The organism is Rhizobium sp. BK098, assembly GCF_014193155.1.
In the GTDB taxonomy this organism is placed as follows: Bacteria; Pseudomonadota; Alphaproteobacteria; order Rhizobiales; family Rhizobiaceae; genus Rhizobium.
Map to the genome: position 1 here is coordinate 149686 of NZ_JACHYY010000001.1, position 20513 is coordinate 170198.

The following is a 20513-nucleotide window of genomic DNA, read 5'->3' on the forward strand; positions in this document are numbered from 1 at the left end:
CGCCCTCGCACTGGCTGTTTTATTTTGTCGCCGTTGTCAGCCTTAGCGGCGTCTCAGGATTTCATATTCAGTTTCGGGAATGGTGATTCGATAGCCGATGCTTCCGTCGTCAATGGCGAAGTCAGCGCGGCCGTTCATGGATGTCGGTACGACGCGCTCAAGCACCGTTCGGCTGAAGCTGTTGTCTTCGAACTCGTGATCGGAGGATGTGTAGAATCGTTCCGACCATGCCACTTCGATCGCCTTCTTGCCGTCGAGTTCGGCTTCCCTGCAGTTCAGCGTGATGCTGGTTGCGCCGGTCGAGATGGCGCCATGAGATGCGGAATTGACGATGAGCTCATGCAGAGCAAGGCCCAGATGCACGGCCGCATTGGGCGTCAGATGGGCATTGATGCCATAGATCGGCATGGGCACGCCGGCATCGGGCCAATAGGGTGCGAACTGCTTTTCCGCCAGTTCGAAGAGATAGGCGCCCCGCCAGCTGGAATCGGTGATGAGATCCTGCGAATTCGACAGGGATTGGAGGCGACCGCGGAACTTGATGAGGAAATTGTCGACGGAAAGCGTGTGTCGGGCCGTCTGCGTGGCGATGCCCTGAATGATGGCGAGCAGGTTCTTGGAGCGGTGCGACAATTCGCGCAGCAGCGACTTCAGCACTTTTTCGCGGTGGCGGCTTTCGGTGATTTCCGAGATGACCGACAGCACGCCCTGCGGCTTGCGCCCGCCGACTCGCTCTATTTTCAGCTCATAGATGCGTATGCCGTCGCCGCTGGCGATTTCGACCTCGGCGGTTGCCGGCCTGCCGCTGTCGAGCACGCCGCGCTTCAATCGGGAAAGATGCTCGCCGTCCTTTTCGCCGAAGAGATGTGAATCATTCCCGCCTATGACGACAGACGGCTGCAGATGATCCGGCAGATTGTCGGCATAACGGATCGAGAGATTTACATCCTGAAACAGAACGGACACACTGGCGCTCGCGAGCGCCCGCTCCATCAGAGCGGCCTTGCCTTCCAAACTCAAAGGCGCGCCGGGTAATGGTTCAGACGTATTCACCGGCTTGCCTTTCACACGCATTTTGGAAACCCCGCCGATAGGGCGTTCCCATTCGTAACAACTTGAACCGACCTATAGAATCGTCCCGGATAACAGTCGGTAAACCGGCCGTTTCGCACCCAAACGCCCGGTCATGGTCTTTGTTCCGCCGCAGGGTTTTCACTTGAATCAGGCAGCCACCTTTGTGGTTTCGTTAAAGAAGAGTGCCTGGCTGATGAGGGCCTTCACCATGTCTGGATTGAAAGGCTTGGTCACAAGGAAGGTCGGCTCCGGCCGTTCGCCCGTCAGCAGCCGCTCCGGGAAGGCAGTGATGAAGATCACCGGGATGCTGGCAGTCTTGAGGATGTCGTTGACGGCATCGATGCCGGAGCTGCCGTCGGCAAGCTGGATGTCGGCAAGCACCATGCTCGGTTTCGTCGCATTGTAGAGCGCGACCGCTTCCGCGTGTGTACGGGCGATGCCGGTGACGCGATGGCCGAGGCTTTCCACCATCTGCTCGATATCCATCGCGATCAGCGGTTCGTCCTCGATGATCATGATATCAGTCGCCACTTGGCGGGATATTTCCTGGGAGGCAGTGTCAAGCAGGTGCATCGCGTCGCTTTCCGAAACGTCGAGGATATCGGCTATCTCGCCGAGGCGGAAACTTTCAACGGAGGCAAGCAGGAATGCCTGTCGAGCAAGCGGCGAAACCTTGGAAAGGTTCACGGTGGCGCGTTGTTCCCAGGCAAAGGGAGATGCCGGTTCAGTAATCTGAAGTGTTACGGAACCGAACAGCTTGGTGAACAGTTTATAGAGTGCGACACGGTCGCTGTCCGTGTCCGGAAAGATGGATATGTCGGCGATGATGGCTTCCAAAACCGCAGCAACATAGGCGTCCCCCGACGTCTGCGTTCCGGTCAAGGCACGTGAATAGCGCCGCAAGTAAGGAAGATGCGGCGCAATGCGTGTGGAAAGTGTCATCAATGGCTCCCGCCTTTTATAACATTCTAATTAAATACAGCCCAAAGGCCGCAACAACTAAGAAAACGTCAGTTGAGTAAAAAAGTTCCTCTTTGTCGGAACTTTTTTTAGGCAGTCGCATTACAATGCTTACAATCAGTGGACCTCAACCTTTACGATTCGTTAGGCATTGTTTTGATTGGGGGCGATCGGTCTTCCGGACGGGAGACAAGGGCGTCTTATTCATGAACGCGAGAAAAGTGAAAAGCGAGCGGGTTAAATGACTATCCAGAATCACGAGGACGCAGACAAGAAGACATCGGACCTGCGCGCGGTGGATATCCTCGATCCCAATAATCAGATCGGCAACCGATTGCGCTCGTTTTATGCCGCCGTGCAGGATGAGGCTATTCCCGATCGCTTTCTCGACCTCTTAGAGAAGCTCGATCGGGCGGAAAGCATGGCCTCGGCAAAGGTCTCCGAATAGGAGGGCGCGCCATGGAAACGCAAACGAGCTTCAAGCGCGAACTTCTCGCAGCCCTTCCGAGCCTCCGGGCCTTCGCCATTTCGCTGACCGGCCGTCACGACCGGGCGGATGATCTCGTCCAGGATACGATCATGAAGGCGTGGGCCAAGCAGGATCATTTCGAAATGGGCACCAACATGAAGGCCTGGCTCTTCACCATCCTGCGCAACGAGCTTTACAGCCAGATGCGCAAGAGCGGCCGTGAGGTGCAGGATAGCGACGGCGTGTTCACGGAATCGATGGCGACGCACCCGCCGCAATATGGCGCTGTCGACCTGCAGGACTTCCGCAAGGCCCTGGATCAGCTGCCGCCGGATCAGCGCGAAGCCATCATCCTTGTAGGGGCGTCGGGATTTTCCTATGAGGAAGCTGCCGAGATCTGCGGCTGCGCGGTCGGCACCATCAAGAGCCGCGTCAATCGCGCGCGCCAGCGCCTGCAGGAATTGCTGGATATTTCCGGCGAGGCAGATTTTGGTCCGGATGCCACCTCGGCACCGCTGACATCAAAGGCATTCGCTTTCTAGAGCAGTTCCAGCAAAAGTGCGAAGCGGTTTTGCGTCCGGAACGGCGTAGAAACAAGAAAATGCTCTAAGAAAAGGCCCGGCGCTATAAACCGGGCCTTTTATCGTTACAACTTACTTATGGCTTCACAAGCTTCGTGCCAAGTTGTCGGCAAGGCGACGATTTTGCTTTGCGGGCGTTTGTCGATTTGGAAATGCCGGATCAATCGTCTTCGTCGCGCGCGCCGAACAGATTTCCGAAGAGAAGAGCGGCGGCGATGGCCGCAGTCATCAGCGGTTGCTTGCGCACCAGGCCGAGCGCTGCTGCTGCCATCGATTCCATCGCCAGCAAACGTTCTCGGGCCTGCCGTTTCTCCTGCTGATTGATGATGGCCATAATGACGAGGACGATCAGCCCTAGCAACAGGGCACCTGCGGCAATCAGCAGGGCAGAAACCGCCCCGCCATAGATCGTTGCCAGCCAGATGGCTGCCGCTATAAGCGCGAAGGCATAGGCCGTCAGCAGGAGGAGAGCCGCGATCACGATGAAAATACCGTTGCGCTTGGTTCGCGCAACGGTACGGTTGAATGTGCCTGACAGGAGCAGGCCGAGAATCGGGGCGATCATCCCGCCACCCTAGCGGCGAGACAGAAGCAGAGCGACGGCAAGGCCGAATGCAGCCGCCGCGCCGATCGTGGCGACGGGATGCTGGCGCACGGTCCTACGCACTTCGCGCGAACCTCTCGTATAGCCGCGCTGCAGATCGCGCAGCAGCTCCTCACCGCGAACCGTCAGATCGTCCAAATTGGATTCGGCGGTCGCACGCAATTTCTTACTATGCCTCGCACCACTCTCACCGATCAGCTTGGCAAAGGCTGCAACTTCTTCGCGCAGCGACTCGATTTGATCTTCGATGCTTGCCTCGACATCGTGCAGGCTGCTGCCGTTACGCTTGCCGCGCGCCGAATGAAGGATGGATGTAGCCATGTTCAGCTCCCTTTCGCTTTGCTTCGGCGCCCGAAGGCACCTGTTATTCGCAATGATCGGAGGTCATTTGACACACCGTTAGTGGTCGCGACATTGATTTCGATCACCCGCTCTCAACGCGCGGATGCAACAAAAGGTTCCAGAAGCCGCCGGATCGAGGGCCTCAGCCGTCGAGCGCGCTATGAGCGAGGACGAATGGAGCACCATCGGCGGGAACCAGATTGACCCGCAAATTGCAGCCGAAGACGTCCTGAAGATGCCGATCGGTCAGCACATCTTCGACCGAACCCCTGGCCTGCAGCCGGCCACCCTTCAGCAGGACCATCCGGTCGGCAAAAAGCGCAGTGAGATTGAGGTCATGCATGACGGCGATAACGCCGCCGCCCCGCCGGCAGAATTGCCGGGCAAGCGTCATGATGGTGAGCTGATGACTGATGTCGAGGCTGGAGACCGGCTCATCGAGAAGCAGCCAGCACGGCCTGCCGTCTATGATGGGCTCGGAAATCTGACATAGCACCCGGGCGAGCTGCACGCGTTGCTGTTCGCCGCCGGAAAGCTCCTGATAGAAGCGCCCTTCGAAGCCGTCGAGATCGACGGCGGCGAGCGCCTCCGTCGCGGTGCGGTCAGCCTGCTCCGGATGACGGTTGCGCCCGCTTGTCAGGCCCAGGCGGACAATCTCGCGGACCGTAAAGGGGAAGGAGATCGAGCTTGCCTGCGGCAGCACGCCCCGCATTTCGGCAAGTTGCCAGGCCTTGAGGCCGGCAATCTCAGTGCCGTTCATTCGGGCGCTGCCGCGATAGGCGAGTTCGCCGGAAATGGCTTTCATGGTCGTGGTCTTGCCGGAACCGTTCGGCCCGCAGATTGCCGTCAACGTTCCGGCCTCGGCCGTGAAGGATATGTCCTCAACGACCGGTTTGCCGGCAAGCCGGACGCTCAGATTGGAAACGTCGATCATCGCAGGCTCATAGGCTGAGGCGCGAGCGCTGTCTGAGCAGCATCCACAGGAAGAACGGACCGCCGACGCCGGCCGTCAGAATGCCGATCGGCAGCTCGGCCGGAGAAACGAGGATGCGGGCAACCACATCGGCAACGACCAGCAACGAGCCGCCGAGCAGTGCCGAGGCAGGTAGCAGGAAACGATGGTCGGGGCCGATCACCATGCGCAGAATGTGCGGCACTACAATGCCGACAAAACCGATGCCGCCGCTGACGGCGACCGATGCACCGACCGCCGCGGCCACGCTGACGACCGCTATATTCTTCAGCCGTTGCACCGATATACCCATGTGGAAGGCAGTGGCTTCGCCGAGCGTCAGCGCGTTCAGTCCGCGTGCCATGAAGGGAAGGGGCAGAAGCGAAAGGACGATGATCGGGCCGGCACCTGCGACCTTGCTCCAGGTCGAGCCCGCCAGTGATCCCATGCTCCAGAAGGTCAAGTCGCGCAACTGCCGGTCGTCGGCCATGTAAATGAGGATTCCGGTTGCCGCCAGCGCGAGTGAACCGAGCGCGATGCCGGCCAGCAGCATGGTTGCGATCGATGTCTGTCCGTACTGGGTCGCAACCTTATAAAGCAATATCGTCGTTGCCAGACCGCCGATGAAGGCGGCGATCGGCAGGGAAAAGATCCCGAAGAGATGTGCGAGAGGGGCGAGCACGCCGCCACCGAGGACGATCATGGCGACCGCACCGAGGCTGGAGCCAGCAGATACGCCGATCAGGCCGGGATCGGCGAGCGGATTGCGGAAGAGGCCCTGCATGACCGCACCCGAAACCGCCAGCCCGCCGCCGATCAGGAAGCCGAGGACGGCGCGGGGCAGGCGGATATCGAAAATGACGATGCGGTCGCGGATGCTGAGGGTGCTTTCCGCGCTGCCGCTCAGCATGCCCGTTATCACGTCGATGACCGAAGCATTCGACGCGCCTGTCGTGATCGAAAAGAGAAAGGCAACGGCCGAAACCATGACCAAGCCGGCGATGACGAGGATCGCAAGCGCGGTGCGATCCCCCTCACGTCGGCCTGCCGTGGTTTGCGACATCTGTTTCAGCCCTGCCACGGCATCGTTGAATGCCACGTCAGCCTCCGTAGATCGCCGCGTTCAGCTCGCGGATGGCGCTGGCCGTGCGTGGTCCGAAACCGAGCAAATGCAGGCCGTCCATGCGCACGACTGCCTTGTGGCTCGCGGCCGGCGTCAGCGAAATGGCCGGCTGCTTCAGCAGGTCTTCGTTCGACATCGACAGCGGTCCCTCGCGATCCATGATCAGGATGACGTCGGGCTTGGCTTCGATGATCGCTTCGTCCGTCACCGACTTGTAGCCGGAAAAGCCGCTGACCGCATTGATGGCACCCGTCAGCTTGATGATGGCGTCGGCGGCCGTATTGGTGCCTGAAGCCATGATCTTGCCGTTCTGGTTGCTGAGTACGAAAAGTACGCGCTTGCGCTCGGCCTCCGGGCGCTTGGTGGAATCAGTTATGGCCGCGTCGAGATCGGCGGCGACCTTGCCTTCCAGGGTCTTGGCCTTGTCCGGCACGCCAAGCAGCGCGCCGACGACTTCGATCTTTTTCAGAATGCCGTCGCGATCGTAGGTCTGGGGCACGGTCTCGAAAGGGAGGCTGGCATTGCGCAGCACGGCCAAGGCTTCCGGCGGGCCGGAACCTTCCACCGCGATGATGGCTGTAGGATTGACGGCCAGAATGCCTTCCGGCGACAAAGCGCGCATGTAGCCGACATCTGGAAGCTTGGTCGCTTCCTTTGGATAAAGGCTGGTGGAGTCACGGGCGATGAGCCGCTTTTCTTCGCCGAGCGCATAGACGATCTCCGTGACATCGCCGCCGATGGTGACGAGGCGCGAGGTATCGATCTTCGGTGCCGCATCGGCAGCGTGTGCGTGTCGCATGAAGCTACCGAGCACGGCGATCGGATTGGCAGGCACGAGCGGCAGGGTCATCACCACCATGGTCAGGGCGATTTCCCGCGGCCTGATGTGCTTCAAGTTCTTAAACATCGTCATGAGCATCTCTTATGCGGCGACACTGGCGCCTGATCTCGTCAGGTTTTCCAGGATAGCGCGCCAATCACGGCGCTCATCGAAGCCTTCCTTCCGCTTGCCGAAGAACTGGATGATCATCTCGCCCTTGGCATTATAGGCCTCGAGCGAGGTGACGTGGCCGTCCTTGGTCGGCTTGCGCACGACCCATGCCTCGGCGATGTGGTCCTGACGCAGATGCAGATGGAAAGTCGGGTCCATGACGTTGATCCAGGGACCCATGGTCTGCACGTTGTGGATCGGGCCGGAATGAATCTGCACGGTGCCTTCGTTGGCGACGAAGCACATGATCGGCAGGCCCTCGCGCACGCAGGCATGCATCATTTCAGCGACGGCACCGGCATCCAGTTTCCACGCGTAATCATCGCCGACGGTGCGGATCGCGTCCTGGCGGCCGATCTTCAGTTTTTTCAGCATGCCGAAGAATTCGTGCGTATCGGTCATGCGGCTCCAATGGTCGCGCAGTTCGTCGCGGCTGACGTCGCCGTCCGTCGCACCATTGTCGTAACCGGAGCGATCCTCCGCGAATTCCTGCGACTGGTCTTCGACGCGCAGTTCGGCGACCATGGCGTGATAGGCTTCGACATTCGAATCGGGGCGCAGATGCACCTTGTGGACGGCATCGCCGGCCTTGTCGAAGAACTGCAGGCTGAGCCTCTTCTGATCGCCGTCGGTCTTGGTGACGGCAAAGCCATGCACCCAGCGCTTCGGAAAGATGCGCAGGTCGATATTCTCGCCAAGCACGATCGCCGCCTGCGCGCCGAATTTCATGTTCTCATAGACGCCGATTTTCTCATGCACGGCGCTTTCGTTGCGCGATAGCGCCATGATCTCGCCGAGCGAGGCGATCCGCTCCAGGAGGCGATCGACGCTGGCATCGATGCGGGTGGCCGAAATGCCAACTTCGGCTGCGACGAGGGCCGCTTCGGAAATCTCGAGGCGGGCAGCGATGTCGCGCTCGCGCATTTTCGGGTTCTCGGCGCGGAAAGCGCGAATTTCGGCGGGGGTCGGGCGGCTCATCTTATTCATCTGTCATGCCTATTTGTTGAGTATGAGTTTGCCTTGGCGCGTAATCTTCATGCGGTAGATGACGCCCTCGTGCTTGATCATGATTTCGGTCTGGCCCCGGAAAATATCCGTGCTCTCGACAATTCTTACCTGCGGTGCGGCCATGCATTGCACCGGCGGCGTAGGGGTCTTCTCAGCAATCATCCTGTTTAGTTTTGCCTGAAATTCATCTGGGGCCGAACCGTTGTGCGGCCAAATTTATCTTGACTCTCTTACTCATGGTTTCATAAACACACAATAGGATACCTATAGAGTCAAGTTTAAAATTTCGCCGATACACGCCAAGGCCGCGCTGGTCGGGCGAGCGGCGTCAAGCACATACAGGAGACATGCCGATGCTGACGAAAACGATCTTGGCGCTCGCCGCCTCGGGGCTGTTTGCAGCGGCATCTTCTGTTTCTGCTTTCGCTCAGGATGCGAATTCCGCGGCACCCGCATCGGCTGCGCACAAGCTCACCGTCGAGCTCAATGCATTGGCTCCCTCGCAGAAGGGATGCATGATGACCTTCGTTGCCGAAAACGATATGGCGACACCGATCAACAAGATTTCTTTCGAGCTTGCCTTCTTCAACGACAAGAATGCCGTCGACCGGGTTACCGTGCTTGATTTCCGCGACCTGCCGCTCGGCAAGAAGCGGGTGCGGCAATTCGACATGCCAGGCGTCAAATGCGAAACGGTCTCCCGGATCATCATCAATGATACGCCGGTCTGCGATGGTCCGGCCGCAGGTGAGTGCAAGGCCGCATTAACGACCCGCTCGCAGACCTCAGTTCTTTTCGAGGGCTGAAGCCATGGCAATGCGCTCGGCGAAAGTTTCCATCGCACGCCGCGCGGATGGCGGCATGAATGACAACTATCCGAGCGTGCTGCCCGGCCACGAACTGGCCGGCCTTGAGGGCGTGCCGCGACCGCCGGCCGGCGAAGCCGTGGCGCATTACAGCCGTTTCACGCAGATCAGCTCCTATCCGGATCATCCGAGCGGGGCTGCACCGATTGAGGTAGCGGAGCATCTGCCGATGGACGCGCTGCCTGAAAGGGCGCGAGAAACGGTTGCCGGGCGCAGGACGTCGCTGCTTTTCTCCGGCGTGGGATCCTGCCTGTTTCATGCCGCTATCGTTATTGCGCTGTTGTTTACCTTCGTCGCCACGCCTGAGGAAGCGCAGGAGGAGGCGGGCGATACCGTCAGTGTCATCATGATCGGCAATTCCGATGCCGATCAGATGGCTACGGGCGAGGAAAACCCGCAGACGGAGCCGGAGCAAGTGACCGCTGAGGCCGTGCAGCCGCAGCCGACCGAAGTCACGCCCGAACAGGCACAACCGCCCCAACCGGATGTCGTTCAACCGCAGACAGTAGAGACGCAGCAGCTTCAAACGGTTGAGCCCGTGGAGCAGACCCAGCCCACCGCAGTCGCGCCTGAGCAGCCGCAGATTTTGGCGACGCAGGTGCCGGCCGAGACGACGGTCATCCAGTCCGCCGAACCGGTGCAGCCTGTCGATAGTCAGGTTGCCGAAGCTCAGCCGACAGAGCCTCCGCCTGAGGTTGTGGCGCCGGTGGAGAAGCCGAAGCCGGTTGAACGGCCGAAGGAGGTGAAGAAGCCTGTTGCAAAGGTCGCTAAGGCAAAGTCAGGTTCACGCGGTGAGAGCGAGCAGGATTCCAAGCGGGGGTCCGCCGATGGCACCGAGGCAGCGCAATCCGATCAAAATTCTCAGTTGAATGCGCGTAAGACGGGCTCTGGCGATGCGGCAATTGCGAATTATACCGGCAAAGTGCAGGCCCGCATTAAACGCTACGTGCAACGCGTACCGTCGAAGTATGAAAAGGGCCTGACACTCGTCGTGCGTTTGACGATTGGTTCGAACGGCGAACTTCGGTCTCTTTCCGTGGCGCGCAGTTCCGGAGATTCCGGCTTGGATCAGGCTGTGATCGAGCAAGTGCGGAAGGCTGCCCCATTTCCCTCGCTGCCTTCCGAATGGGGTAAGCCGACTTGGCCGTTCACGCAGGCGGTTCAGGTCGGAGGGCGATAATAGCCGCTCTCTCGTCTAAAATATGATGAAAACTATCAACTTTATACTTTACTACAAAACTCATGTTTATTAAGGTCGCCTCACGCTCGGTGGAATCGAGCGTGGAAGAGCAACCAGCAAACGGGTGATGTATGGCGCGTAAGGGGAAGAGGGGTTCTGGCCGCGAGAGCCGCGAAGTGCAGACACCGGCGCAGGCTTCCGGGAAATCCACTCTCGATGGACGCAGCTTCCTCTATGTCGGCGGCCGCGATTGCCAGGTGGCGCATCTGCGCCAGATCGCCAGCAATTTTGGTGCCGAACTGATCCATCACGATGGCGGCCTGCGCGAGGCGGTTTCGCGCATCGACACCGTGCTGCCATCGGTCGACTGTGTGTTCTGCCCGATCGATTGCATCAGCCATGATGCCTGCCTGCGGGTCAAGACAGGCTGCAAGAAGTTCGGCAAGGCCTTCATCCCCCTGCGCAATGGCAGCAAGTCCAGCCTCGAGCGGGCGCTGCAGACCATGAACGAACGAGACGCTTGAAGATGATCGATAATGGCCCTGACGGGTTTGCGCTGATCGGCCTGCACAAGCTGGCCGCACAGAATGGCGATGGGCTTGTGCCCGAACTCTATGAATTGCTGATGCGCCGCGCCAATGACCAACGGCGGGCAGCAAATGTCGCGACATTTCCCGCCTGGAAGACGCGGCAGCCGGGAGACGCGCCGGAGCAACCGCTGGACGCGGCGAGCCGCAATGGCGCAAATGTCGTTGCCTTTGCGCCCGACGCGGATAAGACTGTCGTCCGTCGCAAGAAGGTCTGATCGTCGAACGAGGTTGCCATGTATATCGCCATGAACCGCTTCAAGGTCGTCATCGGTTTGGAGGGCGAATTCGAAGAGGTCTGGAGAGGCCGCGATTCCCGGCTATCGGAAGTGCCCGGTTTTCTCGAGTTCCGTCTCCTGCGCGGAAAATCAAGCGTGGAGGAGGGCTATACGCTGTTTTCCTCGCACACGACCTGGCACAGCGAAGATGATTTCATCAATTGGACGAAATCGGAGCATTTTCGCACGGCGCACCGCAATGCCGGCGAGAACAAGCGGCTCTATTGGGGGCCGCCGCAATTCGAGGGCTTCGCTGTCGTTCCGGGGATTTGAAGCAGCGTCCCTTACCTTGGTAAAATAGTTTTCTCTCAGGCCTTGGCCGTACCGGTTCTGAAAAAGGCGCCGAGCGCTATCGCCGCCCAGCCGGCAATCATGCCCGTTCCGCCCGTCGGAGCCGCCATCGGAAAGAGCGAGCCGCCGCCGAAATGCCTGTTGATGAGATCGCCGGTGAAGATCAGCGTTCCCAATCCGAGCAAGATTGCAGCAATAGGCGCTGTGCGGATACGGTCATAGCCGGCATAAAGCGACAGGAGGGCAGGGGCGTGGGCGAGGCTCATAGTGGAGGCTGCGCCGAGGAAATGCGTGTCGCCGCCATGAGTTGCGGCTGCGGCCAGCGCGACACCGCCGCCCCCGAGGATGCCGGCGATAAACAGGGTGGCCGGACGGATTATGGCGCCGATGCTCATGTTTTTCTCATTCCCTGTTCTGCATGTGGAAAGCCAGACGCTCGACCGGCTCCCAGATGACGGCCCGCAGCTTTTCGTTTTCGATGGTCTCGTCCATGGCGCGGCGGAAGCAGAGCAGCCATTCGTCGCGCTCCTTTGGACCAATGGCGGCGACGAAATGCCGGCTGCGCAGGCGCGGGTGGCCGCGCTTTTCGATGTAGAGCTGCGGCCCGCCGAGATAGCCGGTCAGATATTCGTAGAATTTCTCCTGCGAGCCTTCGAGGCTCGGCGGGTGCACGGCGCGGCAATTTGCGGCCTCCGGCAGCGTATCCATCAATTCGTAAAAGCGTGATGTCAGCGCCCGCACCGTTCGGTCGCCGCCGATCGCTTCGTAGAGTGTGATGGTTTCTTCGCTCAAGCCCAGGCCCCTGTTTGCGATGTCCTAGATGGCAACTCAGGAGCGCTGTCGCAACTGTCCAAGCGGCCGGTGCGGCGTTTCGGCGCTACTATTTTTTGACAGTCAGCTGGAAAGCATCGCTTTCGCCAGGGATGAGCTCGAGCGGCCACACCGTTTGGCGTATCTTCCTGGGGTATTCCTGACTATAGGCGGGCATGCTGGAAAGCAGGATTTCCGCCAACTCGACGCCAAGATCGTGCACGGACGTGCGAAAGCAGGTCAGCGCCGGCTGCAGGAATTTGGCGCGCGGCGCCTCGCGGAAGCTGACGACCGCTATATCACGCCCAGGGATGATGCCGGCTTCCATCACGCGCCGATAGAAGCCGATCGCCATCAATTCATAGATCAAGATCACAGCTGTCGGCCCGCTTTCGAGGCTCAGCAACTCGTCGGCAACCTGATAGCCGCCTTGTTCGCTCGATTTGGCACGAATGACGAGCGCAGGATCATAGTCGATGCCATGCCGCTCCAGCGCCCGGCGATAGCCTTCGACAAAGATGAAGCCGAGATTGATGTCGCTTGAGGGTGCGCTGACCGCGATGCGGCGATGTCCATGCGCGACGAGCCGATCTACGGCGGCATTGGCGACGCCGTCAAAATCGAGGTCGGCCCAGGGGTGCTGCGTGCCCGACAGGCTGCGGCCAAGCGCTGCGAAGGGGATTTTCGCCTTGGCAAGCAGGTCGAAGCGCTTGTCAAGGCGCTGCGTCTCCGAGATGATCAGCGCATCCACGATCCGTCTCGCCACCATGCGCTTCAGATATTCATAAGGGTCCTCGTCATGCGGGCAGGGGAGCATGATGAGATCGAGCTTGTGGCGGGAGAATACGCTCTGCAGCCCGCCCGTCACCGTCAGGAAGAAATTGTCGCTGTTTTCAACCGTTTCCCGGCTGGACTGGATCATCAGGCCGATGACATTGGTCGTGCCCTGCCGCAGGCTGCGCCCGGACTGGTTGGCGACATAGCCGAGCTGCTCGGCAGCGGCGAGCACGCGCTTGCGGGTCTCCTCGTTGACATCAGGCTTGCCGTTCAATGCGCGTGATACTGTGCCGATCGAGATATCGAGATGCTCGGCAAGCTGACGAATTCCCTTCATCGGCCGCGGTTTTCCTCCATGCGCCATTTTCCGTAGTCCTCTTCTATTGACACAGGAAAATCTTTTCGCATAGTATCGTAAACGTTTACGGAGCGCGTGTCATGAGGGGTAATGCACGGCCCGCAGGAGGATATCGTGAAATTTAATGCCATTTTGTGCGGGTGCGGAGCTATGTCCAAAGGCTGGCTCAGGGCTATCGCCTCGACGCCGGCGCTTGCCGAATCCATTCAGATTGTCGGCCTGGTCGATCTCAATCGGGCGACCGCCGAAAGCCTTGCGAAAGAATTCTCTCTCGAAGGCGCCGTCATCGGCTCCGATCTCGCCGAGGTCATTGCTGCCACCAAGGCGGATCTGGTCTTCGATATCGTCATTCCGGCTGCACGCTTTGGCGTCGTGTCGACAGCGTTGAAGGCTGGCTGCCATGTGTTGAGCGAAAAGCCGATGGCGACGTCGTTGGCCGAAGGTACCGCTCTGATCAAGCTTGCGGCAGAGACGGGTAAAGTTCATGCCATCATCCAGAATCGCCGCTTCATCTCCGGCATCCGTCGTCTGCGACGTTTCGTCGAGGAGGGGGCGATTGGCGAGCTGACGGGCGTCCATTGTGATTTCTTCCTCGGTCCGCATTTCGGCGGCTTCCGCGAGGAGATGGACAATGTGCTGTTGCTCGACATGGCGATCCACACCTTCGATGCCGCTCGCTTCGTGTCCGGCAAGGTGCCGCTCTCGGTCTATTGCCTTGAAAAGAACCCGGTAGGCTCCTGGTACAAGCATGGCGCATCGGCGCATGCGCTCTTTGACTTTTCCGATGACGTCGTCTTCAGCTATCGCGGTTCCTGGTGCGTCGAGGGTCGGCGCACGAGCTGGGAAAGTGAGTGGCGGCTCACCGGCAGCAAGGGCATGCTGACCTGGGACGGCGAAGAGAATTTCGAAGCGGCCGTTGCTGGTAGCGAGCCGGGCCTGCTGCACGGCTTCACCTCAATCGAGGTCCCCGGGCCGAAACATGACGAGGAGACGCACGGCCACGCCAGCGTCATCGCATCCTTCATCGAAGCGATCAAAACCGGCAAGCCGCCCGAGACAGCGAGCTCTGACAACATTCGCAGCCTTGCCATGGTTCTAGGCGCCATTGAGAGCGCCAAGACCGGCCGGCGTGTCGACATTTCAGCACAAGGACAATGACATCATGACAAATCCGGCAAAGGCCATCCGCATCGGCACGATGATCAGGGCGACGAACGAGGATGCTGCCCAGAACATCGCGAAGATCGCCGATCTTGGCTTTGAGAGCTTCGAGCCCTTCTTCTGGCAGAGCACCAACGGTCAGAACCTTGCGGAACTCGGCAAGCGCTGCCGCGAGGCCATCGGCGACCGCGACATCACAATCTCGACTCTCGGCATGTTCGGCAACCCGCTCGAAGAGCGTGAGATGGACCTGCAGACGCTGCAGGGCTGGAAGGATTGCATCGACAACGCCCATCATTTTGGTGCGACCTGCGTTGCCGGCTTCACCGGCCGTATCCGCAACCAGCCGCTCACAGACAGCCTGCCGCGTTACAAGCAGATCTGGAGCGAGCTTGCCAAGCGTGCGGCCGACAAGGGCATCAAGATCGCCTTCGAAAATTGTGCCATGGACGGCAACTGGGCGACCGGCGATTGGAACATCGCGCATAATCCGGATGCGTGGGAGCTGATGTTCAACGAGACCCCGGATGATAATCTCGGCCTCGAATGGGAACCGTGCCATCAGATGGTCTATCTGATTGAGCCGCTGCCGCAGATCCGCAAATGGGCGAAAAAGATTTTCCACGTCCACGGCAAGGATGCGACGATCCGCTGGGATGTCATCAAGGAGCACGGCATCTTCGGCAAGGAGAAGTTCGTCTTCATGCGCACGCCGGGCTTCGGCGACAGCAACTGGACCGACATCATCTCCGAACTGCGCTTGGCCGGCTGGTCCGGCTCCATCGACATCGAAGGTTGGCATGACCCGGTCTATCGCGATGCACTCGAAATGACTGGCCAGGTGCATGGTCTGAACTATCTCAAGGCAAGCCGGGGCGGGGACTTCGTCGAGTAATGCATGCATTTGCAGAACTGCATCGCTTTAGAAGGCAAGTTGTGCGTTAATGAAATGCCCTGAGTGATCGACGCTTAGGGCATGACGGAAACCCGAACGGAGGAACCCGAGCGTCCGCACCTTGCCCCATGGGACAGGCGGGCGCTTGGCGCAGGTAAGAGGAAAACGCCGATGGCAGCGCGGGCCATGTCATCGGACAGATACCGTCACGGTTCGCATGGTGGAGGAGAATGTATGAATATTTTTTCGAAGCTGGCGATCTCCGCCGGCATGTCGCTTCTGCTTGCCGCCGGTGTGGCGCAAGCGCAGGGCAAGACATTTAACGTCTGGTGGTTCGAACTGCCGGATACTTCGCAGGCCAAGGCATGGGCCAAGGCGCTCGAAGAGCTGAAAGCCAAGCATCCTGACGTTACCATCAATTTCGAGCAGAAGACCTTCGAGCAATTGCAGAAGGCAGGCAGCCTCATCCTCAATTCCGATCAGGCCCCGGATGTTCTGGAGTATAACAAGGGCAATGCCACGGCTGGCCTCGTCGCCTCGCAGGGCCTGTTGACGCCGCTCGACGATCAATTCAAATCGCGCGGATGGGACAAGATCCTCAACGAAACCAATAGCCAACTCAGCAAATACGATGGCAACGGCATCTACGGTTCCGGTCCGATTATCGGCATTCCCGTCTATGGCGAATTCGTTTCGGTTTTCTATAATATCGACATGTTCCAGGCCAATGGCGTGAAAGTGCCGACTACGCTCGACGAATTCGAAGCTGCGCTGGACACTTTCAAGAAGAAGGGCATTACGCCGCTCGCCTATGGTACGGTGGATTCCAACGCACAGCACCTGGTCTATACGCTTGCACTGACGCAGGCTGACGATACCTGGGTCAAGAACTATCAGGGGCTGAAGGCACCGCTTGATACCAAGCCCTTCCTGTTCGCCGCCCAGAAGATCGCCGACTGGGTGAGCAAGGGTTATATTTCGAAGGATTCGACCGGCCTGAAGGGTACCGGCGGCGCCGACAATCTCTTCTCGTCGGGCACAGCTCCGATGTTTGTCAGCGGCACCTGGAACAACGGCAACTTCGCGAGCTCGATCAAGACCTTCAAGTGGAGCCAGTTCATCTTCCCGACCCCGAAATACAGCGTGGGTTCGACCGGCAACCTGTTCATGGTGCCGAAGAGCGCGAAGAACAAGGATCTCTCCTACGAGTTCATCGATCTTGTTCTGAGCAAGGAAAACCAGAACATGCAGGCCAATCTCGGTGGCGTTGCCATTGCCGCCGATCCGGCCTCGGTCACTGACGAAGTCGGCAAGCGCAACGTCGAGCTCTTCAACCAAATCTCCAGCAAGGGCGGCCTCGGCTTCTACCCGGACTGGCCGGTGCCTGGCTACTACGAACTGCTGATCCAGGCGACCACGGGTCTTGTCAACGGTTCGACCACACCTGATCAGTTCGCGGCGCGCCTGAAGAAGGCCTACGACGACGTGCAGGCAGCGCAGTAACACCATCGGCGACAATCACAACGGCAAGACGGCTTTGATGCCGCCTTGCCGTATCGGACTGGAGGATTTCGATGGATAAGTCGAAGAGCGCCGGCAGGGCGGGGTACTATTTCTACATGATCCCCGGCGTGCTCGGGTTTGTTCTCGTCGTGCTCGTTCCGCTGATTGCCAATTTCGTCATCAGCTTCACGACATGGAAGGGCGGCGTTATTCCGCCGCGATATGTTGGCTTTGAGAATTATCAGCGGCTGCTTCACGATGCGGCTTTCTGGGGTTCCATCCAGCACACGCTGCTGTTCATCATCTCGATGACGATCGTGCCCATCATATTGGGGCTGGTGCTGGCGGCGGTGCTATTCGACTATATCAGTGCGCAATTCAGCCAGACGTGGTCGAGCTTTTTTCGCGCAGGCTTCTACCTGCCGCAGATCCTGCCGCTGACAGCCGCCGGCGTGCTGTGGGCCTGGATTCTCAACCCCATCGGCATCATCAATGCAGTGCTGAAGGCGATCGGCCTGGATTTCATGGCGAAGAACTGGCTGGGCGACGCCACCTATGCGCTGTGGGCGGTTTCGGCCGTCATCGTCTGGGTGCAGGTCGGCTATTGTCTGGTCGTGTTCATGTCCGGACTGGCACGAGTCGATCCTTCGCTGTACGAGGCCGCCGAGCTCGACAATGCGAGCTGGTTCGCGCGTTTCCGCGCCATCACCATTCCGATGCTGATGCCTGAAATTTTCGTCGTCGCGCTGACGACGCTGATTGCGGCGCTCAAGGTCTTCGCGCCGATCTATGTTCTGACGTCGGGCGGACCGGACAATGCAACGACGGTCCCATCCTATCTGTCATACTATCATTTCTTCACGACGAACCGCGTCGGATATGCGGCAGCCATCGCGACGCTGCAGACGGTCATGACCATCATACTCGGCATCCTCTTCCTGCGTATGCAGTCGAAGCAGGCCGAAGGAGGGCATTGAGATGGCAACGGCATCCTCGATTTCCACACACGTCGTTTCGACTGAACATCGCGCAAGAAGGGGTTTCGGCCGCTGGGTCGTTCTGGGCATCCTGCTGGTTTTCCTTGCAGGCACGCTCTTTCCGTTCTTTCTCGCGGCAGTCAACGCTATCAAGACGCCCTCCGACTATGCCGCCAATGGTCCGCTTGCTCTTCCGCACAGCTTCGATCTGACGGCTCTTAAGAACTTCTGGGCCACCGTCGATTTCCCCCGCAAGCTTTTCAACAGTATCCTTATCAGCGGATGCACCGCCATTCTGGCCGTCGTTCTCAGCTTGCTGAATGCCTATGCCATCGGCATAGGCCGCGTGCGTGGCGGGCAAGGGCTTCTCGTCCTGCTGTTGATATCCATCATGGCGCCGCAGGAGGCTTTGGTCTATCCGCTTTACTATATGTCGAAGCAGGTCGGACTGTTCGACTCGATGCTCTCGGTTATCCTGATCATCGGCGTGCTGCATACCGCGTTCGGGACCTATCTTCTGTCTTCCGTGCTGGCGACCTTTCCGCGCGAGATCATCGAGGCGGCGCAGATCGACAATGCCAGCCGCTGGCAAATCCTCTGGATGGTGATCGTGCCGGTGCTCAGACCGACGCTCGCAGTGCTTGCGACCTTCTTCTTCATCTGGACCTGGAACGAGTTTCTGATCCCGCTGGTATTTCTCGTTTCCAACAACAATCAGACGGTGTCGGTCGCCATGGGCGTGCTGTCGGGTGCCAATACCCAGGACCCGACGGCAATTGCCGCGGCCTCTCTGCTTGGCATAACGCCGACGATTATCTTCTTCCTTATTTTCCAACGGACCCTGACGCGCGGTGTCGCGGTCGGTGCCGTCAAATAACCAATGCGGAAGCCCCGTTCGGCGAAAGCCGCCGGGCGGGGCGCGACGAATGGCAAGTTCGATAAATTCGATGTTCCGCAGGAGGCGTAAAGTGGCAGGTATCAATATCAAATCCCTCACCAAGCATTTCGGTGCCGTGCAGGTTCTGAACGACATCGATCTGACGATCGAGCGCGGCGAGTTCGTCGTCTTCCTCGGCGGCTCGGGCTGCGGCAAGTCGACCTTGCTGCGCATGATCGCTGGTCTGGAGACGATCACCAGCGGCGAAATCTGGATCGGTGGAAAGCGGGTCGACCAACTGCCGCCCGGCGAGCGCGGCGTGTCGATGGTCTTTCAGTCTTATGCGCTCTATCCGCACATGACGGTTCGCGATAACATGTCCTTCGGCCTGAAAAATATCAAAACGCCCAAGCACGAGATTGCCAGGCGCATCGAAGAAGCCGCGAAGATCCTGGAAATGCCGCATCTCTTGGATCGCAAACCTTCGGCTCTCTCCGGCGGTCAGCGCCAGCGTGTCGCGATCGGCCGCGCCATCGTGCGAGAGCCGGATGTGTTCCTTTTCGACGAGCCGCTTTCCAACCTCGATGCCGGTCTGCGCACACGTACGCGCGTGGAATTGGCGCAGCTGCATGAGCGGCTCGGCGCGACGATGGTGTTCGTGACGCACGACCAGGTGGAGGCGATGACACTCGCCGACCGTATCGTGTTGCTCAACAACAAGAAGATCGAGCAGGTGGCGACCCCCGTCGAGATCTACACGCGCCCGGCGACGCGCTATGTCGCCCAATTCGTCGGCTCACCCGGCATGAACTTTATCAATATAGCCGGCCTGAATGAAGCGGGCGGGCTGGCGACGGCAACGCTGCCGGATGGCTCTGTCATCAAAACGGCGGTTGCGCTCAATGGCCTTGCGAATTCCGGACTGACGCTCGGCATCCGTCCGGAGCATCTGGTCGTTACGGCGGCGGAGAAGGGTGATATCGGTGGTCAGGTCGAGACCATCGAACGCTTGGGCGACCGTTCGCTTGTTCACGTCCGGCTCAAGGATGGCTCGAAGATCATCGGTACGGATCCCGGCATGACGACGATCACGACCGGCTCGCCGATTGCCTTTACCGTTGACGCAGCAAAGGTGAGCATCTTCGATGAGAACGATGCCGCCCATCATTCCGTAAACTAAGGAGGGAGGACACAAGATCAGCCATTTTCGATAAGCTTCAGAGGCGATCAAGTAGGTCGTTGACGAAACCGTCCAACTGGTATGTTATGCCACCATGTCCACTGCGCACCATAGAAAGAAGCAGCCCTTGTTCGTCCGCCAGCAGTTGCTGGAGGTCGCGGCGCGGCTTGCTTCCGAAAAGGGGATGACGGCGGTGACGCTGGATGCCGTTTCCGGCGCCTCCGGTGTCAGCAAGGGTGGATTGCTGCATCACTTCCCCAGCAAGCACATGCTACTGGAAGCGCTGTTCGACAGCCTGCTGGAGCGGCTGGATGCTGCGATCGAGGAAGCGATGCGCGCCGATCCGCTGCCGCATGGCCGCTTTACCCGCGCTTATCTGCATGCCTGTCTGGCGCTGCGGGACCAGCCGCAGGGCGCCAAGGATTGGGCGCAGGTGACGATGGTGCTGCTCACCGAACCGCAGTTGCGGCAGCGGTGGCATGAGTGGGTACGCGAGCGCAGCGAGGAATATGTCGGTACGGACTCCTCGGTGGATGCGGCAATCGTCAGATTGGCGGCCGACGGGATATGGCTCGCCGACCTGCTCGGCAGCCACGAGTTGGACGAGAGCGCCCGCCAAAGGCTGATCGACCGGTTGATCGAGCTGACGCAGCTCTAACCTTATCGGAG

Annotated in this window: 26 protein-coding genes; 14 read left to right on the top strand and 12 right to left on the bottom strand. The window is 59.4% G+C overall.

Going from position 1 to position 20513, the window contains the following annotated elements:
- Positions 1-42: 42 nt before the first annotated feature.
- Together FHT73_RS00705 and FHT73_RS00710 are read right to left on the bottom strand one after the other, a co-directional pair.
- The gene (locus tag FHT73_RS00705) at positions 43-1074 is read right to left on the bottom strand and encodes a sensor histidine kinase (RefSeq protein WP_112604528.1); all 1032 of its coding nucleotides are present in this window, start codon (positions 1072-1074) and stop codon (positions 43-45) included.
- Between the two features lie 147 nt (positions 1075-1221).
- Entirely contained in the window at positions 1222-2016 is a 795-nt protein-coding gene (locus FHT73_RS00710) for a response regulator (protein ID WP_015340816.1), read from the bottom strand.
- 259 nt (positions 2017-2275) lie between these two features.
- On the opposite strand from FHT73_RS00710, the gene FHT73_RS00715 reads away from it, so the two are divergent.
- Both FHT73_RS00715 and FHT73_RS00720 read left to right on the top strand, forming a co-directional pair.
- The gene (locus tag FHT73_RS00715) at positions 2276-2482 is read left to right on the top strand and encodes a NepR family anti-sigma factor (protein WP_112334893.1); all 207 of its coding nucleotides are present in this window, start codon (positions 2276-2278) and stop codon (positions 2480-2482) included.
- An 11-nt stretch (positions 2483-2493) separates the two neighbouring features.
- A complete protein-coding gene (locus FHT73_RS00720) occupies positions 2494-3045 on the top strand; it encodes an RNA polymerase sigma factor (protein WP_112334892.1) in 552 nt (183 codons plus the stop codon).
- 199 nt (positions 3046-3244) lie between these two features.
- Here the strand turns inward: FHT73_RS00720 and FHT73_RS00725 are convergent, their stop codons facing one another.
- The 7 genes from FHT73_RS00725 to FHT73_RS00755 form a co-directional block, all read right to left on the bottom strand.
- Positions 3245-3649: a hypothetical protein gene (locus FHT73_RS00725; protein ID WP_112334891.1), complete on the bottom strand. Its 405-nt coding sequence runs from the start codon at positions 3647-3649 to the stop codon at positions 3245-3247.
- Positions 3650-3658: 9 nt separating this feature from the next.
- Positions 3659-4009: a DUF883 family protein gene (locus FHT73_RS00730; RefSeq protein WP_183709271.1), complete on the bottom strand. Its 351-nt coding sequence runs from the start codon at positions 4007-4009 to the stop codon at positions 3659-3661.
- Between the two features lie 163 nt (positions 4010-4172).
- Entirely contained in the window at positions 4173-4964 is a 792-nt protein-coding gene (locus tag FHT73_RS00735; RefSeq protein WP_183709274.1) for a heme ABC transporter ATP-binding protein, read from the bottom strand.
- A 7-nt stretch (positions 4965-4971) separates the two neighbouring features.
- On the bottom strand, positions 4972-6045 hold the full coding sequence (locus tag FHT73_RS00740; protein ID WP_183710113.1) for an iron ABC transporter permease: 1074 nt from the start codon (positions 6043-6045) through the stop codon (positions 4972-4974).
- 37 nt (positions 6046-6082) lie between these two features.
- Positions 6083-7018: an ABC transporter substrate-binding protein gene (locus tag FHT73_RS00745; RefSeq protein WP_183709276.1), complete on the bottom strand. Its 936-nt coding sequence runs from the start codon at positions 7016-7018 to the stop codon at positions 6083-6085.
- Between the two features lie 9 nt (positions 7019-7027).
- Complete coding sequence (locus FHT73_RS00750) at positions 7028-8083, bottom strand: ChuX/HutX family heme-like substrate-binding protein (RefSeq protein WP_183709278.1); 1056 nt, start codon at positions 8081-8083, stop codon at positions 7028-7030.
- Between the two features lie 9 nt (positions 8084-8092).
- Positions 8093-8266, bottom strand: coding sequence for a hemin uptake protein HemP (locus tag FHT73_RS00755; protein WP_112604556.1), 174 nt, complete (start codon positions 8264-8266; stop codon positions 8093-8095).
- Positions 8267-8457: 191 nt separating this feature from the next.
- On the opposite strand from FHT73_RS00755, the gene FHT73_RS00760 reads away from it, so the two are divergent.
- From FHT73_RS00760 to FHT73_RS00780, 5 genes are all read left to right on the top strand, one after another.
- A complete protein-coding gene (locus FHT73_RS00760) occupies positions 8458-8910 on the top strand; it encodes a hypothetical protein (RefSeq protein WP_112411514.1) in 453 nt (150 codons plus the stop codon).
- A gap of 4 nt (positions 8911-8914) precedes the next feature.
- On the top strand, positions 8915-10150 hold the full coding sequence (locus FHT73_RS00765) for an energy transducer TonB (protein WP_183709280.1): 1236 nt from the start codon (positions 8915-8917) through the stop codon (positions 10148-10150).
- A 131-nt stretch (positions 10151-10281) separates the two neighbouring features.
- Positions 10282-10674, top strand: a complete 393-nt coding sequence (locus FHT73_RS00770) for a DUF2325 domain-containing protein (protein ID WP_183709282.1) — start codon at positions 10282-10284, stop codon at positions 10672-10674.
- Between the two features lie 2 nt (positions 10675-10676).
- Positions 10677-10955, top strand: a complete 279-nt coding sequence (locus FHT73_RS00775; RefSeq protein WP_183709284.1) for a hypothetical protein — start codon at positions 10677-10679, stop codon at positions 10953-10955.
- Positions 10956-10973: 18 nt separating this feature from the next.
- Positions 10974-11288 (top strand): antibiotic biosynthesis monooxygenase, encoded by a 315-nt coding sequence (locus tag FHT73_RS00780; protein WP_183709286.1) that lies wholly within the window; start codon positions 10974-10976, stop codon positions 11286-11288.
- Between the two features lie 35 nt (positions 11289-11323).
- Here the strand turns inward: FHT73_RS00780 and FHT73_RS00785 are convergent, their stop codons facing one another.
- The 3 genes from FHT73_RS00785 to FHT73_RS00795 form a co-directional block, all read right to left on the bottom strand.
- Entirely contained in the window at positions 11324-11701 is a 378-nt protein-coding gene (locus FHT73_RS00785; RefSeq protein WP_183709288.1) for a DUF423 domain-containing protein, read from the bottom strand.
- A gap of 7 nt (positions 11702-11708) precedes the next feature.
- Complete coding sequence (locus FHT73_RS00790) at positions 11709-12098, bottom strand: group II truncated hemoglobin (RefSeq protein ID WP_112334881.1); 390 nt, start codon at positions 12096-12098, stop codon at positions 11709-11711.
- An 88-nt stretch (positions 12099-12186) separates the two neighbouring features.
- Positions 12187-13230, bottom strand: coding sequence for a substrate-binding domain-containing protein (locus tag FHT73_RS00795; RefSeq protein WP_183709290.1), 1044 nt, complete (start codon positions 13228-13230; stop codon positions 12187-12189).
- 135 nt (positions 13231-13365) lie between these two features.
- Here FHT73_RS00795 and FHT73_RS00800 point away from each other — a divergent pair, with 135 nt between their 5' ends.
- The 7 genes from FHT73_RS00800 (at position 13366) to FHT73_RS00830 (ending at position 20502) form a co-directional block, all read left to right on the top strand.
- Positions 13366-14409 carry a Gfo/Idh/MocA family oxidoreductase gene (locus FHT73_RS00800; RefSeq protein ID WP_183709292.1) on the top strand — a complete coding sequence of 348 codons (1044 nt, stop codon included), beginning with the start codon at positions 13366-13368 and terminating at the stop codon, positions 14407-14409.
- 4 nt (positions 14410-14413) lie between these two features.
- Positions 14414-15307, top strand: a complete 894-nt coding sequence (locus FHT73_RS00805) for a sugar phosphate isomerase/epimerase (RefSeq protein ID WP_112334879.1) — start codon at positions 14414-14416, stop codon at positions 15305-15307.
- A gap of 234 nt (positions 15308-15541) precedes the next feature.
- On the top strand, positions 15542-16810 hold the full coding sequence (locus tag FHT73_RS00810; RefSeq protein ID WP_183709294.1) for an extracellular solute-binding protein: 1269 nt from the start codon (positions 15542-15544) through the stop codon (positions 16808-16810).
- Positions 16811-16881: 71 nt separating this feature from the next.
- Complete coding sequence (locus FHT73_RS00815) at positions 16882-17787, top strand: sugar ABC transporter permease (protein WP_015340796.1); 906 nt, start codon at positions 16882-16884, stop codon at positions 17785-17787.
- 1 nt (position 17788) lies between these two features.
- Positions 17789-18664 carry a carbohydrate ABC transporter permease gene (locus FHT73_RS00820; protein WP_112604577.1) on the top strand — a complete coding sequence of 292 codons (876 nt, stop codon included), beginning with the start codon at positions 17789-17791 and terminating at the stop codon, positions 18662-18664.
- A 91-nt stretch (positions 18665-18755) separates the two neighbouring features.
- A complete protein-coding gene (ugpC, locus tag FHT73_RS00825; RefSeq protein WP_112399191.1) occupies positions 18756-19844 on the top strand; it encodes a sn-glycerol-3-phosphate ABC transporter ATP-binding protein UgpC in 1089 nt (362 codons plus the stop codon).
- A gap of 94 nt (positions 19845-19938) precedes the next feature.
- A complete protein-coding gene (locus tag FHT73_RS00830; RefSeq protein WP_112411521.1) occupies positions 19939-20502 on the top strand; it encodes a TetR/AcrR family transcriptional regulator in 564 nt (187 codons plus the stop codon).
- The last annotated feature ends 11 nt before the right edge of the window (positions 20503-20513 follow it).